Below are 17,481 nucleotides of genomic sequence, written 5' to 3'. Positions count from 1 at the left end.
CAGCTCCTAACAATATTAGTCCCCTTTAAATGCTTTTTTCATTTTATCAAAAAAATTGCTGGATTGTTCATCCGGGACCTTTCCGCTGACTTCCGCAAACTCCCGTAAAATCTGTTTTTGCTTCTCAGTCAGTTTCGTTGGTGTAATGATTTTTGCAATACAGTGCTGATCGCCGGTTCCATAGCCATGGACATTTGGAACCCCTTTGCCGCGCAGCCGGAATTTTGTACCGGATTGCGTGCCAGCCGGAATTTTGAGTTTCACTTTGCCGTGCAGTGTCGGCACTTCGATTTCATCCCCCAAAGCAGCCTGCGTGAAGGCAATTGGGATTTCACAATAAATATCATCGCCATCACGTTCAAACAATTCATGCGGCTTGACGTGAAAAACAATATACAGGTCACCTGCAGGGCCGCCGTTTATTCCTGGTTCACCCTGGCCTGCCACTCTCAGTTGCTGGCCGTCATCAATGCCGGCTGGAATTTTCACGTGAATCTTACGGCGCTTTTTCACTTTTCCGGTGCCGCCGCATGTTCTGCATTTGTCTTTAATGATTTTTCCGGTACCGCTGCAGTGGTGGCATACTCTGCGGTTGACAATGCGTCCGAACGGCGTGTTTTGTTCCGTATTCAACTGGCCTGTGCCGTGGCAGTGCGGGCATGTTTCCGGTTTCGTTCCCGGTTTTGCGCCTGAACCGTGGCATGTGTCACACGTCTCTTCGCGCGGAATCTGCACGTCTGTTTCTTTTCCAAAGACAGCTTCTTCAAAGTCGAGTGTCATCGTATATTGAAGGTCTGCCCCCTGTCTTGGCGAATTCGGGTCGTTTCTTCTGCCCCCGCCCCCGAAAAAGGTGCTGAAAATATCTTCGAATCCGAAGCCGCCGCCAAAATCAGCCCCGCCGAAACCGCCGCCGCCAAATCCCTGGCTCGGGCCTTCATGGCCGAATTGGTCATACTGGGCGCGTTTTTGATCGTCGCTTAATACTTCGTACGCCTCTGTGATTTCTTTAAATTTATCGGCCGCGTCCGGCGCCTTGTTGATATCCGGGTGGTATTTTTTGGAAAGTTTCCGGTAAGCTCTTTTAATTTCATCTTTCGTTGCTGTTTTCTCAACGCCTAGCACTTCATAATAATCCCGTTTACTCATTTCTTCTCACTCCCGAAACATTTCACATAAAGCTAATTGTAGCATTGGGATACGAAAAAAGTCAAAGCCGAGAATAGACTGGACTTTGACTTTTTCCGTAAACTTTGTAGCCAATGTATCTTTAAAATTTTAGCTGCGGAATTTTTTATTTCTTGTTGTCGTCGTCAACCTCTTCAAAATCGGCATCGACTACATTATCCCCTTTTTTTCCGTCCTGTGCGCCGCCTTCATTTTGCTGCGTTTGCGCTTTTTTGGCTGCTTCTTCATAAAGCTTGACAGAAAGGTTTTGGACGATTTCCTGCAGGGCATCTTTCTTTTCGCGGATTTCGCTGAGATCGTTTTTCTCCATTGCCGCTTTCAAATCGTCTTTTGCTTTCTCTGCTTTTGAGACTTCTTGCGCGTCAACTTTTCCTTCAAGATCTTTCAATGTTTTGTCCGTTTGGAATACAAGCTGGTCAGCTTCGTTGCGAAGTTCAACTTCTTCTTTGCGCTGTTTGTCTTTTTCTGCATTTTCTTCCGCTTCTTTTACCATCCGTTCGATTTCGTCATCTGATAAAGTCGTCGAAGATTTAATGGTAATGTTTTGTTGTTTGCCTGTCCCCAGATCTTTGGCGCTGACATTGACAATACCGTTTTTATCGATATCGAATGTGACTTCGATTTGCGGAATGCCACGCGGTGCAGGCGGAATATCCGACAATTGGAAACGGCCCAGTGTTTTATTGTCAGCTGCCATCGGGCGTTCCCCTTGCAACACATGAATATCCACGGCAGTTTGGTTATCGGCAGCCGTTGAGAATACTTGCGATTTCGATGTCGGAATCGTGGTATTGCGATCGATCAGTTTTGTAAATACACCGCCCATTGTTTCAATCCCTAATGAAAGCGGGGTAACGTCCAATAGTACAACGTCTTTGACATCGCCGGTCAGAACTCCGCCCTGGATGGCCGCGCCCATTGCAACAACTTCATCCGGATTTACACCTTTGTGCGGTTCCTGGCCGATTTCTTTGCGGATTGCTTCCTGAACGGCAGGAATACGGGTTGAGCCGCCGACTAAAATCACTTTATCAATGTCTGAAGCGGATAACCCGGCATCACGCAAAGCTTGGCGGGTTGGCCCCATCGTCCGTTCAACAAGCTGGGAAGTAAGTTCATCAAATTTGGCCCGGGTCAAGGTTGTTTCCAAGTGGAGCGGACCTGCTTCACCGGCTGTGATAAACGGCAGTGAAATTTGCGTGGATGTCACACCGGATAAGTCTTTTTTCGCTTTTTCAGCAGCATCTTTCAAGCGTTGCAATGCCATTTTATCTTTTGATAAGTCGATGCCATTTTCTTTCTTGAAGTCCTCAACAAGATAATCAATGATCGCCTGGTCAAAGTCATCACCGCCGAGGCGGTTGTCGCCCGCAGTGGCATGGACTTCAAAAACGCCGTCGCCAAGTTCAAGAATGGATACGTCGAAAGTACCACCGCCAAGGTCGAAAACAAGTATTGTCTGGTCTTCATCCGTTTTGTCAAGACCGTATGCCAGTGCTGCGGCAGTCGGTTCATTAATGATCCGTTCAACTTCCAGGCCGGCAATTTTCCCGGCGTCTTTTGTCGCCTGGCGCTGTGCATCGTTGAAATAAGCCGGTACAGTAATTACCGCTTTTTCAACTTTTTCACCAAGGTAATCTTCGGCATAGGATTTCAAGTATTGCAGAATCATCGCCGAAATTTCCTGCGGGGTATATTCTTTTCCCTCTGCCGAAACTTTATGGGTTGTACCCATATGGCGTTTGATGGAAATAATCGTATTCGGGTTTGTAATCGCCTGCCGTTTTGCGACTTCGCCTACCTGGCGTTCCCCGTTTTTAAAAGCGACAACAGAAGGGGTTGTCCTTCCTCCTTCCGGGTTGGGAATAACTTTTGGTTCCCCGCCTTCCAGTACTGCGACACATGAGTTAGTCGTACCTAAGTCGATACCAATAATTTTACTCATGGATGATGCCTCCCTTATTCTTTATGTAATCCAGTCTTTACTGATTCACCTTCACCATTGACGGGCGAATCACTCTGTCTTTTAATTTGTAACCCTTTTGGAATTCTTCCACAATCATGTTGGACGGCACGCCTTCTTCCTGTGCCTGCATGATTGCCTGATGGAAATGCGGGTCAAATTCTTTGCCTTCCGTTTCAATTGGTTCGACGCCCTCTTTTTTGAGCGCATCCAAAATATTCCGGTAAACCATTTCCATTCCTTGCAACAGCTGCTTCGTATGCTCATTTTTCTCGGCCATGCTGAGTGCGCGTTCGAAGTTATCAATCGCAGGCAGCAAATCGGTAATGAGCGCCTGTGCCCTGTATTTTTCGCCGGCTTCCCGGTCAAGATTCACTCTGCGGCGGTAATTGTCAAAGTCCGCCCGCAGTCTGAGATAACGGTTTTCGGATTCTTCCAATTTACTTTGCAATTCTTTAATCGTTTCATTTGCTTTTTCGAGCTCCGCTTTTAACGGCTGGTCATCCGCCGGCTTCTGATCTTCCTCGGCTTCAGCGGTTTCTTTTTGGTTTTTTTGCGCATCGCCTGTTTCCTGTTCTTCGGCGAAGATGGCTTCAACCGTCTGTTCTTCTTCCTGGTTTGGCTGGTTTTCTGCAGATGGATGTTTTTGTTCTTCTGCCATTTCAGTTCACCCCCTTTAAAGGTTATCATTGTTTTGGCCATAAAAAAGCACAGTAAGAAACGACTTAAAGCAGTGTTTGCGCCAGCTTTAAGCCTTCCTACCCCTAAATATGTCCGAAAAGCCTAACGATGATACAGTTTCGTCAAGGCACTGGTCATATCATGGCTTAAAAAACTTAAAATACTTACAACGCGGGAATATTCCATGCGGGTCGGTCCCAGAATCGCGATCTTGCCAACCGGCTCATCCCCGATCGAATACGTCGCCGTAATGAAACTGCAGTCTTTCATCTCGGAAATCTGGTTTTCCTTACCGATTTTAATATGAAGCCCGCTTGGCACTTTTTTGAACAGGTCATAGAAACTGTCTTCCCGCTCGATCATATCCAGTAAAGACCGGACTTTATCCAGGTCATGGAACTCGGGCTGGTTCAGAATATTGACCTTGCCGCCAATAAAAATTCTTTCATGGTGGCTGGCATTGAGCATATTCAGGATCATACGCAAAACCGCATCATAGTTTTGAATATGATGGCGCATGATCTCAGCCACTTCTTTGTGAATTTTATCTTTTAAATCCGTGATCGGTACATTGGTAATCCGCTCATTAAAAATGTTTACCATTTTCTCAAGCTGGCCTGCATCGAACCCTTCCGGCAGTGTAATGGTATGGTTTTCTACATGGCCGGTATCGGTAATCATAATCGCTACTGCGGTTTTATCGTTCAGCGGGACGATTTGCATATTTTTTAGTTTTGTCTCTTTTACATCCGGCCCGAGCAGTATCGCCGTATAATTCGTCATGTCAGAAAGAATCTGCGCCGATTTCTTTACCAATTCTTCCAGCTCATAAATTCTCTCGGCAAAAATAGAATGGATTTGGGAAATATCCCCTGCCGCTAATTTTTGTGGTGACAGAATATGGTCGACGTAATACCGGTAGCCTTTTTCAGAAGGTACTCTTCCCGATGACGTATGTGTCTTTTCAATGAACCCGAGTTCTTCCAAATCAGCCATTTCGTTCCGGATCGTCGCGGAACTGAATGAAATTTCACCTTTTTTTGAAAGCGTTCTTGAACCGACAGGCTGTGCGGACCGAATAAAGTCATCAATGATCACTTGCAAAATCAACAGCTGACGATCAGTTAACAACTTCCATCACCCCTGTTAGCACTCAATGTGAACGAGTGCTAATTTATATAAATAAATTAACAAAAACGCCTGCCATTGTCAACAGATTTACTTGTAAACCGGGAACGTTTTAGCCAAGCAGGAATGCTTCAAACACTTCATTGCCCAGAAAGCGTCCTTTACGGGTTAACCTGATATTATCTGCCGTTTGTTCAAGCAGCCCTCTATTTGTCATTTCCTGTATCGCCGGCGCAAAAACATCATACAGATCGGCATGAAATTTTTCCTGAAAATGCCTGATGCTCACACCCTTATTTTTCCTCAGCCCCAAAAACATTTCTTCTTCCATTCGTTCCTGCTCTGTTTCCGCATGTTTTTCAACGACAGGCAGCGTATCGTTCTGGAGAAGACGGATATATTTTTTCAAAGGCCCGGCATTGGCTGTCCGTACACCTTTTTCATACCCGTGCGCCCCGGCGCCAAAACCAAAATATTCCTCATTGTCCCAATAGACAAGATTATGGATGCTTTCAAAACCGGGCCTGGCAAAGTTGCTGATCTCATACTGGCGGTAGCCGTGCTTCTCCATTTCATTCATTAAAATATCATACATCTGCGCTTCCGTGTCTTCAGATGGAAGCGGTAGTTTTCCTTTTTTCATCAGATTATAAAAAATTGTTCTCGGTTCGACAATCAGGGAATAGCTTGAATAATGTTCAAGCTGCAGGGAAAAAGCCGCATCCAATGATGTGCGGAACTCCTCAACCGTTTGTGTCGGAAGGCCAAACATCAAATCAATGCTGATATTTTCAAAGCCGCTTCTCCGGGCTGTTTCAATCGTATGATAAACATCTGCGGCGCGGTGGGTGCGGCCGATTTTCTCCAGCAGGCGGTCGTTAAAGGACTGCACTCCGAAACTTAAGCGGTTGACGCCGTGTTCAAATAAGATACGCAGTTTTTCTTCCGATGTTTCACCCGGGTTGGCTTCGAACGTAAATTCGCCGCGATGGTCATATGGTAGATATTCATTGATGCCGGACAGCAGTTTTTCCAATTGCGCTTCATTTAACGCTGTCGGGGTCCCGCCGCCGACAAAAATCGTGTGCAGCTTTTCATATGGATACGCCGCTGCCTTGATTTTCATTTCTTTGACGAGCATATCGACATATGCATCAACAGGCTGATTTTTTAATAAAAATTTATTAAAGTCGCAGTAATAGCAAATATGTTCGCAAAACGGAATATGGATATAGGCTGCTTTCATGATCTGTCACCCCCTGGGATTCGTTGGCTGAAGAAAGGAGGAGCGTGCCGGAAAGTCTCCAAGCCCGCTCCCTGTGTTCGTCCGGCCCCGGCCGGTTACTTTTTCGCATTGTCATCCATTTTCAAAACAGCCATGAACGCTTCCTGTGGAATTTCCACGGAGCCGACCTGTTTCATCCGCTTTTTCCCTTCTTTTTGCTTTTCAAGAAGTTTTCTTTTCCGCGAAATATCCCCGCCATAGCATTTCGCCAATACATTTTTACGCATCGCTTTAATATTGGAGCGGGCAACAATCTTCTGCCCGATCGCAGCCTGGATCGGGACTTCAAATTGCTGGCGCGGGATCAGGTCTTTTAACCGTTCGACAATCATTTTGCCACGTTCAAATGCAAAATCTTTGTGGACGATAAAACTTAACGCATCCACTTTTTCACCGTTTAATAAAATATCCATTTTAACAAGATTGGACTCTTTATAGCCGATTAACTCGTAATCGAAGGAAGCATAGCCTTTCGTGTTTGATTTCAGCTGGTCGAAAAAGTCATAGACAATTTCAGAAAGCGGAATCTCATAGACGAGATTGACACGGATGCTGTCGAGATATTGCATATCGATGAAATTACCGCGTTTTGCCTGGGCAATTTCCATGACGGCGCCGACATAGTCATTCGGCACCATGATCGATGCACGGACAAACGGTTCCTCGACAGTCTCTATTTTTTGCGCTTCCGGCATATTGCTCGGGTTGTCGACTGTGACGGTATCCCCATCTGTTAATTTTGCTTTATAAATAACACTTGGCGCAGTGGTAATGAGATCGATATTAAATTCGCGTTCAATCCGTTCCTGAATAATTTCCATATGCAACAGGCCCAGAAAACCGCATCGGAAGCCAAAACCGAGCGCCTGTGATGTTTCCGGCTCGTATTGTAATGACGAATCGTTCAATTCAAGTTTTTCAAGTGCGTCCCTTAAGTCATTGAATTTGGCGGTATCAACCGGATACAGGCCGCAATAGACCATCGGATTCATCCTCCGGTAACCCGGCAGCGGCTCTTTTGCCGGGTTTTCTGCACTCGTAATGGTATCGCCGACATGGGTATCTTTTACATTTTTTATCGAAGCTGTTAAAAACCCGACATCGCCGACTGTGAGTTCATCAACAAACACCGGTTTTGGCGTGCTGACCCCCACTTCTGTGACTTCAAATTCTTTGCCGGTCGCCATCATCTTGATTTTGTCGCCCACTTTTACAGAGCCCTGTACGATCCGGATATAAGCGATAACGCCGCGGTAGGCATCGTACAGTGAGTCAAAAATCAGCGCTTTGAGCGGGGCATCGGGATCGCCCTCCGGAGACGGGACTTTTTCAACGATTTGTTCCAGTATGTCTTCAATGCCGATCCCTGCTTTTGCAGAAGCGAACACCGCTTCAGAGGCATCGAGCCCGATGACATCCTCAATTTCCTGCTGGACGCGTTCCGGATCGGCGGACGGCAGGTCGATTTTATTGATCACCGGTATAATCTCAAGGTCATTGTCCAATGCCAAATATACATTTGCAAGCGTTTGGGCCTCAATCCCCTGCGCGGCATCGACGACCAAAATGGCCCCTTCACAAGCGGCAAGGCTGCGTGATACTTCATATGTAAAGTCGACATGTCCGGGGGTGTCAATCAAATGAAAAATATATTCTTCCCCGTCATTTGCTTTATATTGTAACTGGACAGCATTTAATTTTATCGTAATCCCGCGTTCCCGCTCCAAATCCATGGAATCCAGCAGCTGGTCTTTCATTTCGCGGGCGCTCAAAGCATTCGTCTTTTCCAATATGCGGTCAGCCAGGGTCGATTTCCCATGGTCAATATGGGCAATAATGGAAAAGTTGCGGATCCTTTTTTGCCTGTCTAATTTCTCTTCTCGATTCATCATCCAATTTCACTCCTGTATTCGGCACATGTACACTATTTCTGATTATATCAGCCCGCCTTCGCACATTCAATGAAAAACATTGCTGGCGGACACCGGCAGCCGCGAAAGACAGGCTTCGAAAAAAAAAAAAAAAAACCGCCGTTTGCCGGGCGGTCAGTTTTTCCCTGTTTCTGTATTCCGTCCGCCGTTGACGCTTTGAGCCTGCCAATAATAGTCTGCGAACACATCTGCAAAAGCATCCATCGTCCTGTACATTTCTTCAAATGTATTGTCAACGCCGCCCACTTCAATTAATAGCGAATTGCCGGACAGGTCCTGATTAAATTTGCCGTTTGTTGTGGCGCCTTTTTTCAGGATAACCCCCCTTGATACATTTTTGTATTTTTTCTTCAGAAGATTATGCAGGTCTGCAGCGACTTTCGCATTTTTTTCCCAATTCGGGTGTTCACCGCCGATCACAAATGCAATTTTGGCATAAGATTTTCCATTAATCACGACAGTTGTATCTTTCTTTCTTCTGGAGTCGCGGTGAATATCAATGAAATACTGGAGGTTGCGGTCCTTTCTCATCGCCGATGCCATTACATTTCTGGATTCCTGGTATGCCTGGTAGTATTGCATGCCGTTTTTATCAAGCAGGGTGAGGATGTCCGTCGTATCGGCAACTGCACCGATCCCTTTATCTCCTAAATCCTGCTGCAGCCTCTCCCCGACTTTGGTGACATTAATCTTGGAGTGCTGCGCCAAATCCGGATTGGTAACCCCTTTTAAATAAGGTAAAAACGATTCCCGTGTATGCGTAAAGTAAATATAGACCCGTTTTTTCCCGCCTGTTGTCCGTGAAGGCTGCTGTTTTTCATCTTCTGCCGTGCGGTTATGGCCCTCTAATTTATCGGTATTCCGCGTTTCCGGATCATTGGCATGCAAGGTGCTGTCGGGCGGAACAGATTCAATTGGCATATTCGTATAGTTGGCACCGTCACCGGCGACTAAAATTTTGCTGTCAAAAATTTCAAATCCGGGCAGTTCGCGCCCAAGGAAGCTGCGCGGATCCTCGAAACGGACATTGGTTAACATTTCAAAAACAATATTACTAACCGGCCGTTCTGTTTCCTTTGGCAGGTTCTGTTCCAATAACTGGCTGTCTGAAAGCAATAACTTGTACAAAGTTTTGCTTGAAAATTGCTTTGCCGCTTCATTTACCGCTGATGACGATACGCGGTAGCCCGGCTTTAATGATGTTAATGTGCCAATCAGGATAGACACGAGCAGCAGGGATAAAATGACGATTGAAATAAGACGAATGATACTGGTTAGATTCAATATAAAAAAATGGCCGGCATGCCTGCTGGATTTCATTCCCCCACCCTCTCCAATCAAGTCTAGTACAATTTAATAAATTGTATGACTCTCATAGAGAAATATGACTTTCATAGAGAATGAAGTCCATCATGAAGCGCGGCATGTTCTTTTGCAAACTGCCGCGGATCAATAAAAAATTACTTTACTTCGTTTTATATCCTGAATTGTCCTGATTGACAGACGGATGCAGCGCCGCATTGAGGCCGGTTGCCAGCAGATTGGCCATATCCTCAATAAAGACATCCACTTCTTTTGGCGTCACCATTAAATTATGGCCTAAAGGCGAGAGCACTTCGTGAATCAGCTCGCGTTTTTCCGTATCATCCAAATTTCCGACCACACCCATAAACAACTTACGGGCATCTTTTCCCGGCATATCCTCATCCGTCAGTTTCCGCCGCTCTCCAAACGTCAGGCTTGCCGGCGCCAGCGCCCGCGACGGCCGGGAAGACTCTTTCATTTCTTTGCCGAAATGCTTTAACAAATAATCAATCGTATCACTCGTAATGGTCACCGCATCGACGACGGTCGGGACGCCGATGGCAATCACCGGCACCCCCAGTGTCGCTTTTGAAAGTTCTTTCCGTTTGTTGCCGACACCCGACCCTGGCTGGATGCCCGTATCCGATATTTGGATGGTTGCGTTCACCCGCTCAAGCGAACGCGACGCCAGAGCATCCACCACAATAATAAAATCCGGCTTCGTTTTTTCACTTACCCCAAAGATGACATCGCTCGTCTCGATCCCGGTCAGCCCCATCACACCGGGTGCAAGCGCGCTTACAGGCCGGTATCCGGATTCAACGCTCGCCGGCTCCAATTGAAAAAGATGGCGCGTTACCAGTACCTTTTCACAAACCATCGGCCCTAGGGCATCCGGCGTAACGTTCCAGTTGCCAAGCCCGACCACGAGGCAGCTCGAATCCTGCTTAATATTTAAGCCCTGCAGATAATGGCTGAACTCCTCAGCGAATACTTTTTCGACCTGTTGCTGTACATCCGTATCCTGATTGCGGATTCCCTGGACCTCTATCGTTAAATAATTTCCGGCTTTTTTTCCGATCAATTTTTCGCCTTTTTCCGAGACCTGAACGGTTGTCACTTTCATATCCTGCACCGTGCGCTCCTCAACCGTAACCCCTTCGATCTCTTTGTTTTCACTTCTTTTGGCCTTTTCTTCAACCGCCAGGCTGTGCGCTTCAATCGCCAAGTCTGTACGCACAGCATATTTGCTTAAATCCATACGGCTTCCTCCTCGTATAGTAAGTTTAGAACTTTAGAACTTTAGCGCTTAAACTTCACTGCTCTTACGTTTGTTTTCCCCTATTCCAAATCATCCATTCGAAAAACGGGAATTTCTTATGGGATGTATTGCAATCCTGCATTCATTTTGTTAAAATATCATTTGTTCTATAGTGAATGTGGACGAGTCAAACAGACGTTTTTACTCGTGGGAGGTGAAATGAATGCCAAATATTAAATCTGCAATCAAACGCGTTAAAGTGAATGAAAAAAACAACGCCCAAAATACAGCGGTAAAATCTTCCGTGCGTACGGCAGTGAAAAAGTTTGAAGCTGCTGCTGTAAACCATGATGAAAATGCAAAAGAACTTTTAGCCAGCGCCGTTAAACAACTTGACAAAGCTGCCTCTAAAGGCCTTATTCATAAAAACGCTGCAAACAGGCAAAAATCACGCCTCATGAAAAAATTATCTGCCCATGCTTAAAAATGCAGAAGCATAAAAAAAGACGCCTCGCAGGCGTCTTTTTTTATGGACTCATCAATTTTCCAAATTAATCCCCTTTTAGCCTGAATAAAAACATTTCAATTACCATTTCTTTTTTCAGGCCGCTGGTTTTCATCTGGTAATCGGCTTCTGCCAGATACATCATCACCCGGTTTAATTCTTCTTCCGAAAACTTTTTTGCATGGCCGGCCGCAAGCTTGACCCTGTATGGATGCACCTTTAAATACGAAGCAATTTGCTGCTGCCCGTAGCCCCTCCTTGCCAGCTCTTTCGTTTGGTAAAGAAGCCTGAACTGCCCTGCTAAAATAGCCAGAATCTTGATCGGTTCCTCATTTTGTTTTAGCAAATCATAATAGATTCGGAGCGCTTGGTCAATTCGGCGCCCCACCACCTTTTCCACCAGCTCAAATACATTTTGCTCCAAAGAACGCGCGGTCAAAGTTTTGACCATCCGGGGGGTGATTTCTTTTTCATCCCCTGCAAATAATGATAATTTATTGATTTCATTTGCCAGTATATTGAGATTGTTGCCGGTAAGAGCGGCCAGCATCTCTGCCGTTTCTTTTCCGATCCGGTGCCCGTTTCCGCCGGCCTGGCTGACAATCCATTCCGTCAGGTCGCGGTCTTTCAGTTTGCCAGCTTGTCCAATTGCGGCTTGTTTTTTTAACAGTTTTGTCAGCTTTTTCCTCTCATCCAGTTTTTCATAAGGCGCAATCAGCACAAATATCGAGTAGGGCGCCGGTTCTTTTATATAGGCTTCCAGTTTCCCAAGATCATGCTCCACTTTCTGTTTGGGCTTTTCTGCTGTGAGAAAGTATGGATGATGCACCATGACAAGCCGCCTCTCCCCCATAAAAGGAAAAGTTTCCGCGTCCTCAATGGCTGCTTCTACAGGGGTTTCTTCGAGATCATAGGATGCATAATTAAAATCAAGTTCTGCCGGCAAAAGCGCATGTGCCAGCAATTTCTGTTTTGTTTCCTGAATTAAATAATCTTCTGTGCCATATAATAAATAAAGCGGCGAAAATTGCTGCCGTTCAATTTTTTTCCAAAGCTCTTTCATCTATTTCGCTCCCAAACCATTCTTTATCTCTATCGTAAGGAAACGAACCCCATTCTGCAAGCCTAAAATAGAAAGGGGATTTATTTAAAAATCCCCTTTATCTATATAAACGCTAATGGAAGAGGCCTAGGACACTTTCCCATTAACGGTGGAACCGGCATACTTGTATTGTCACCGATTCAGCCCGGACTTATAAATGTTAACTCCTGGTACGAAAGGAAAGGCCTTTCGTTCATTGTGGAAATCATTTATAAAATTCTATATAATGAAAAAGTAGAAAAGGGGGGAGCACATGAACGAATTTGAGCAGAATGTCCAATCCAAAACAAATGATGTCGTTGATTCAATGGTTGGCTTTGGCGTATCTTTTTTGTTTTTCCTGGTTCTCTTCATCATTGCCACGACGATTGACTTATTAGGCAGTTAACAATGCAAGGCCCGGTGCAGCCCGGCTGGCATCGTTGCCGGCCCTCACTTTCAAAAGCAACCGGGCATTTTTATTACAGCCGGTTATGTTACTTCATCTTATGGAAAAACAGTTGAAAACGTTCCCTTGTTTTTGAAAAAGCGGTACTGCACAGCCCCATCTTCATCTGTCCGGTAGATTTTTACATCATCCTTTACAAGCCTGTCGATCACTTCCGGGCTTGGATGTCCGAACCGGTTATGTTTGCCAACGGAAAGGATTGCAATTTGCGGATGATACTGGCGGAGCAGGGTTTCACTTGTTGATGTTTTGCTGCCATGGTGGCCGGCTTTTAATACATCAATGGGCAGGTCTGGATATAACTTCACCAGGAGCGCCTCGCCCTCTTCCTCGAGATCGCCCGTAAAGAGCCAGGTTTTTCCGCCTATTGCAGCATACATTACAAGTGAATCATTATTGCCTTCATATTTTTCATCATTTGGCGAGACATAGTGGAAAACGCCGGAAGCATTTCGCCAGCCGCTGCCGTTTTTCATTTCATAGACGGGGATCTTTTTTTGCCGGGCATACACCAGCGTTTTGTCCATCAACGGTTTTTCCCACGAATGCGGTGTGATGTGGATCTCTTTTACCTCCAATGACTGCAGCAAAGCCATTGCACCCCCAATATGGTCTTCATCGCTGTGCGTTAAAATCAGTTTATCAATTGTACTGATCCCCTGGCTCTTTAAAAACGGGACGAGCGTATCCCTCCCCACCTCGTATGGATGCTTTCTTTTCATCCACTCCGGCTGTTCAAACCGGACCGTTCCCCCGGTATCCATTAAATAAGTACCCCTGTGGAACGGGAGCTGGATTAAGATGCTGTCCCCCTGTCCCACATCAATAATGGTTATTTTTCCAAAAATCAAATACTTTTCACTCGCGATAAACATCGTCAGGACAACCAAAAATGGAAATGCAGCCGCAAAGAAAGCTTTTCCATTTTCGAGGCAGATAAATAAATACACCAATCCGGCAACCATGATCACGATCACCCAAACCGGCGGGCGCCCTGTCACCAGTGTAGACCATTTTGTGTCCATCATCTGCCCGAGTTGTTCGGAAATGCCGGCCGCCCATAACAATGGTTTTGCAAACAAAGGAAACAACGGATAGGCAGCCAGGCTGGCGGCAAAGGCCATGGCGGCTAATGGCAGCAGAATATACGTATAAAGCGGTACATAAAGAAGATTTGCAAACAAACCAACAAGCGAAAGCTCATAGAACGAATACGAAAGCACCGGCAATGCCGAAAGTTGTGAGATCAAAGAAATGGCGAACCCTTTGCCAACGGTGCCGGAAATTTTTTTCAAAATCGTTTGGCTGGAAAGCAAAAGGCCGCAACAAACGGCAAATGACAGCTGAAAACCAACATGATAAATCACGTAAGCATTTTTTAATACGAACAGAATAAAACTGATGGAAAGAACATCCATTGTTTGAAGGGGGAGCTTATGCCTGGAGGCGGCTAATAACAGCATGGACATCAGCACTGACCGGACAACCGGCGGATTCATCCCGCACAAAGCCGCATATACCGGCAATGCAGCCATTAAACAGCCCGCAGCCCGTTCCCTTGTGATACCCGCGCGGATCAGCAAATAAAACAGGCTGGCGGCAATCAGCTGGACATGCAGGCCGGAAATTGCCAGCAGATGAACCACGCCAAGGCGCTGGTACAGCTGATAGATGCTGTCTTCAAAATTGTCCTGGTCGCCAAAAAGCAGTGCTGCTGCATACGGGATTGTGGAGGAAGGAAAGGTTTTTTCAATTTGCTGGAGGGATGCGTTGCGAATTTGTTTGAGCATATAAAGCCACTGTTTTTGGGGCGGGCTGCAGGTTTGAATCCGGTCGCTTTTAAAAATCCAGTAGATATGCTGATGTGCTAAATAAGAACGATAATTAAACGCTGCGGGATTGCGGTTTGGTTCAGGCTGTACCAGTTCACCGCCGGCAGCGCAGATTGTACCGGGGGTAATAGTTGCTTTTAATGCCGCAAGTTCTGTTTCTTTTTCCGCATAATATTGAAATACAATCTTTTCATTCTGTACAGTTGCGGTTGTCTTGATTTGATTCCCGTCGATTGCCGGATATTCCTGGAACTGAATGGTCATTTGGGCAGCACCGGCCTGGAGTTTGGTTACGGATAAATGCAGTTGCCACAACCCTGCCAGCATCCCCAGCACGTAAAAAACAGCAGCAGTCCTGATCACTGTACGATTTTTCGTGAAGATGACGCGAATCCAAATCAGATGGAACCCGAGGACGAGCACAGCCGGGGCGTGAAGCACCACAAGTACGCCGCATAAGCAGGCGAGTGCTGCAAACAGCCAATTTCCTTTCATCCCATCACCTGCCTTTTACAAATCCACAAAAGGGCTGCCGGGAAACAGCCTTATTCTTTTTTCATTGCGCCCGGAAACAAAGATTCCGCTTTTTGCAGCAAATCCTCCAGTACATCGGAACCGGCGCCGTGTTCTTTCGCAACCTTGAACAATTGCTCAATTAAATCCGCTTTTTCACGGGCATGGATATCCAATGATTCCGGTTGAAAAGGGACATGTTCAACATGGACACCTGCTTTTTTGAATAATTCCGCTGCATAGGGGTGGATGCGATAGTCCCGGGCATAGTAAACCGATTTGATCCCGGCCTGGATAATCGCTTTTGTGCACTGGAGGCATGGATAATGGGTTACATAAATTTCCGCATCTTTTGTTGCCACCCCGAATTTTGCGCATTGAAGAATGGCATTCATTTCGGCATGGATCGTGCGCACACAGTGGCCGTCAATCACATAGCAGCCTTCATCAATACAATGCTCGTCCCCTGCAATCGAGCCGTTATATCCGCCGGCAATAATCCGTTTGTCCCTGACAATCGTTGCGCCGACTGCAAGCCTTGAACATGTGCTGCGATAAGATAATAAATGGCTCTGCGCCAAAAAATACTGGTTCCAGGATAACCGTTCCATAACTTCAACTTCCTTTCCTGCTTCTTCTATTCTTATAGTCTTATTGCACCGTAATCGCACTTTCAATATTGGCGTAAGTTTGATCGCCGATTCCCGATACATTTTTCAAATCTTCCGGTTTTTGAAAGGGACCGTTTTTCTCCCGGTACTCAATCATGGCGGCCGCTTTGGATGGGCCGATACCGGGCAGCGTCTCGAGGGCAGCCTCATCAGCCGTATTAATGTTCACTTTTTCCGCAGTCTGCCCGCCGCTGTCTGAAGCGGCTGAGGCGGAAGCGTCCGAAGAAGTTCCGGGGACCGGTTGCGCGGGCGCGGGATCTCCCTGTTTCGGCACCTGAATGACCATTTCATCTTTGACCTTCTGGGCCAGGTTCACCTGGCTCTGGTTGGCATTTTTCAGGAACCCGCCTGCTTTTTGAATCACATCGTATACGCGGTCTTCTGCGTCTGCTTTATAAATGCCCGGTTTTTTTACAGCCCCTTTTATATCCACAAAAATTTCAGCGGATGCCGGGTTTGCCGGTTGTGTGGCCTGCTGCCTGCTGCCCTCTTCCGCGCCGTTGCTTGCATCCGCCTTTATCATTGTATTTTCAACAGGTGCAGACGGCTGCTGATGGGCCATGCTTTTATTTTGGCTAAAATACAAAAATAATGCAATACCAATTCCGGCCGCCGCCAGGGCATACCAGAGATATTTTAATACCAATTCTTTCATTTTCAGATCACCTCACAGAAAATCCCGATCGGCACCCGCTCTCTGTTCTCCATGCATATCGGGCAGCCACGGGTCATATAGTATGATGAATGCATGTTAAACCAAATTGGCAGTTGAAGGAGGGTACCAGCGTGAAGCTTGGCGTTATTGGAACGGGCAATATGGGAAGCATCTTAATTGAAGCATTGATGAACGCGAAAGCCATCACTCCTTCACAGTTAACGATTACCAACCGTTCACCTGAAAAAGCTGTTCTCTTAAAAAAACAATACCCGGACATACAGGTTGCGCCTATAAAAGAAACGATTGAGTCGCAAGATCTGATTTTGTTATGTGTGAAACCGCTCGACATGTATCCGATTCTCAAACATTATGCCGCGAGCTTCAAGCCGTCCCAGTGCCTGGTAAGCATTACAAGCCCGGTCACCACGGAACAACTGGCGTCAGTTGTCCCCTGTTCATGCGTAAGAGCCATTCCGAGTATTACAAACCGGGCGCTTTCAGGAGCGATGTTAATCACTTACGGAAAACAATGCACAGCCTATTGGCGAAATGAAATAACGGCTTTATTTTCCCGCATATCACGCCCGATTGAGATTGATCAGGCCTCGATTCGGACTGCATCCGATATTGTCAGCTGCGGGCCGGCTTTTTTCAGCTTTTTAACACAGAAGATGATAGAAGGGGCAACGCATGTTACAGATATTGATGAAGATACGGCTGTTGCACTGGCTGCTGAAATGATCATTGGGATGGGGGAACTGCTGAAGAATAATTTCTATACTTTGCCTGCACTTCAGGAAAAAGTCACGGTAAAAGGCGGCATTACAGGGGAAGGGCTGAAAGTGCTGGAGCGAAAAGCAGAAGGCATGTTTGAGGAACTGTTTCAGGCGACACACGAAAAGTTCAAAGAAGATCTGGGGGCGGTTTCCCGGCAGTTCGGCATACAATCTTAAAATTCGCCAATTTTTTTCAAAGTCCTGCCTGTTTTTAAAATTTTTTATAAAAAAAGGAAT

General features: G+C 46.2%; 15 protein-coding genes. 3 read left to right on the top strand and 12 right to left on the bottom strand.

Features of this window, described 5'->3' with window-relative positions:
* Window positions 1–15 precede the first annotated feature (15 nt).
* The 8 genes from dnaJ to gpr all read right to left on the bottom strand — a co-directional run bounded on the left by dnaJ (window position 16) and on the right by gpr (window position 10,739).
* Window positions 16–1,146, bottom strand: a complete 1,131-nt coding sequence (gene dnaJ, locus C232_RS0103725) for a molecular chaperone DnaJ (protein ID WP_018661414.1) — start codon at window positions 1,144–1,146, stop codon at window positions 16–18.
* 145 nt (window positions 1,147–1,291) lie between these two features.
* Window positions 1,292–3,130, bottom strand: a complete 1,839-nt coding sequence (gene dnaK / locus C232_RS0103720; RefSeq protein ID WP_018661412.1) for a molecular chaperone DnaK — start codon at window positions 3,128–3,130, stop codon at window positions 1,292–1,294.
* Between the two features lie 37 nt (window positions 3,131–3,167).
* Window positions 3,168–3,809 carry a nucleotide exchange factor GrpE gene (grpE, locus tag C232_RS0103715; RefSeq protein ID WP_018661410.1) on the bottom strand — a complete coding sequence of 214 codons (642 nt, stop codon included), beginning with the start codon at window positions 3,807–3,809 and terminating at the stop codon, window positions 3,168–3,170.
* A gap of 122 nt (window positions 3,810–3,931) precedes the next feature.
* Window positions 3,932–4,960 (bottom strand): heat-inducible transcriptional repressor HrcA, encoded by a 1,029-nt coding sequence (gene hrcA / locus C232_RS0103710; protein ID WP_018661408.1) that lies wholly within the window; start codon window positions 4,958–4,960, stop codon window positions 3,932–3,934.
* Between the two features lie 109 nt (window positions 4,961–5,069).
* Entirely contained in the window at window positions 5,070–6,203 is a 1,134-nt protein-coding gene (gene hemW / locus C232_RS0103705; RefSeq protein ID WP_018661406.1) for a radical SAM family heme chaperone HemW, read from the bottom strand.
* 95 nt (window positions 6,204–6,298) lie between these two features.
* Complete coding sequence (gene lepA, locus C232_RS0103700; protein ID WP_422723652.1) at window positions 6,299–8,131, bottom strand: translation elongation factor 4; 1,833 nt, start codon at window positions 8,129–8,131, stop codon at window positions 6,299–6,301.
* A 156-nt stretch (window positions 8,132–8,287) separates the two neighbouring features.
* Complete coding sequence (spoIIP, locus tag C232_RS0103695) at window positions 8,288–9,493, bottom strand: stage II sporulation protein P (RefSeq protein ID WP_018661402.1); 1,206 nt, start codon at window positions 9,491–9,493, stop codon at window positions 8,288–8,290.
* Between the two features lie 145 nt (window positions 9,494–9,638).
* A complete protein-coding gene (gene gpr, locus C232_RS0103690) occupies window positions 9,639–10,739 on the bottom strand; it encodes a GPR endopeptidase (protein ID WP_018661399.1) in 1,101 nt (366 codons plus the stop codon).
* Window positions 10,740–10,962: 223 nt separating this feature from the next.
* Here gpr and rpsT point away from each other — a divergent pair, with 223 nt between their 5' ends.
* Window positions 10,963–11,223: a 30S ribosomal protein S20 gene (rpsT, locus tag C232_RS0103685; RefSeq protein WP_018661397.1), complete on the top strand. Its 261-nt coding sequence runs from the start codon at window positions 10,963–10,965 to the stop codon at window positions 11,221–11,223.
* A gap of 67 nt (window positions 11,224–11,290) precedes the next feature.
* Here rpsT and holA read toward each other — a convergent pair whose 3' ends face one another.
* Window positions 11,291–12,307 carry a DNA polymerase III subunit delta gene (holA, locus tag C232_RS0103680; protein ID WP_018661395.1) on the bottom strand — a complete coding sequence of 339 codons (1,017 nt, stop codon included), beginning with the start codon at window positions 12,305–12,307 and terminating at the stop codon, window positions 11,291–11,293.
* A 292-nt stretch (window positions 12,308–12,599) separates the two neighbouring features.
* On the opposite strand from holA, the gene C232_RS19205 reads away from it, so the two are divergent.
* A complete protein-coding gene (locus C232_RS19205) occupies window positions 12,600–12,734 on the top strand; it encodes a YqzM family protein (RefSeq protein WP_018661393.1) in 135 nt (44 codons plus the stop codon).
* A 98-nt stretch (window positions 12,735–12,832) separates the two neighbouring features.
* On the opposite strand, the gene C232_RS0103670 is transcribed toward C232_RS19205, so the two are convergent.
* The 3 genes from C232_RS0103670 to C232_RS0103660 are packed head-to-tail and all read right to left on the bottom strand — an operon-like array spanning window position 12,833 to window position 16,465.
* Entirely contained in the window at window positions 12,833–15,121 is a 2,289-nt protein-coding gene (locus C232_RS0103670; RefSeq protein WP_018661391.1) for a DNA internalization-related competence protein ComEC/Rec2, read from the bottom strand.
* Between the two features lie 50 nt (window positions 15,122–15,171).
* On the bottom strand, window positions 15,172–15,750 hold the full coding sequence (locus C232_RS0103665; protein WP_018661389.1) for a ComE operon protein 2: 579 nt from the start codon (window positions 15,748–15,750) through the stop codon (window positions 15,172–15,174).
* A 40-nt stretch (window positions 15,751–15,790) separates the two neighbouring features.
* Entirely contained in the window at window positions 15,791–16,465 is a 675-nt protein-coding gene (locus tag C232_RS0103660; RefSeq protein WP_018661386.1) for a helix-hairpin-helix domain-containing protein, read from the bottom strand.
* A 131-nt stretch (window positions 16,466–16,596) separates the two neighbouring features.
* Here C232_RS0103660 and comER point away from each other — a divergent pair, with 131 nt between their 5' ends.
* Window positions 16,597–17,421, top strand: coding sequence for a late competence protein ComER (gene comER / locus C232_RS0103655; RefSeq protein WP_018661384.1), 825 nt, complete (start codon window positions 16,597–16,599; stop codon window positions 17,419–17,421).
* Window positions 17,422–17,481 lie beyond the last annotated feature (60 nt).

The sequence above is a fragment of the Heyndrickxia acidiproducens DSM 23148 genome (genome assembly GCF_000374345.1).
Classification (GTDB): Bacteria; Bacillota; Bacilli; order Bacillales; family Bacillaceae_C; genus Weizmannia; species Weizmannia acidiproducens.
This window is presented reverse-complemented; position numbering and strand designations above follow the sequence as displayed.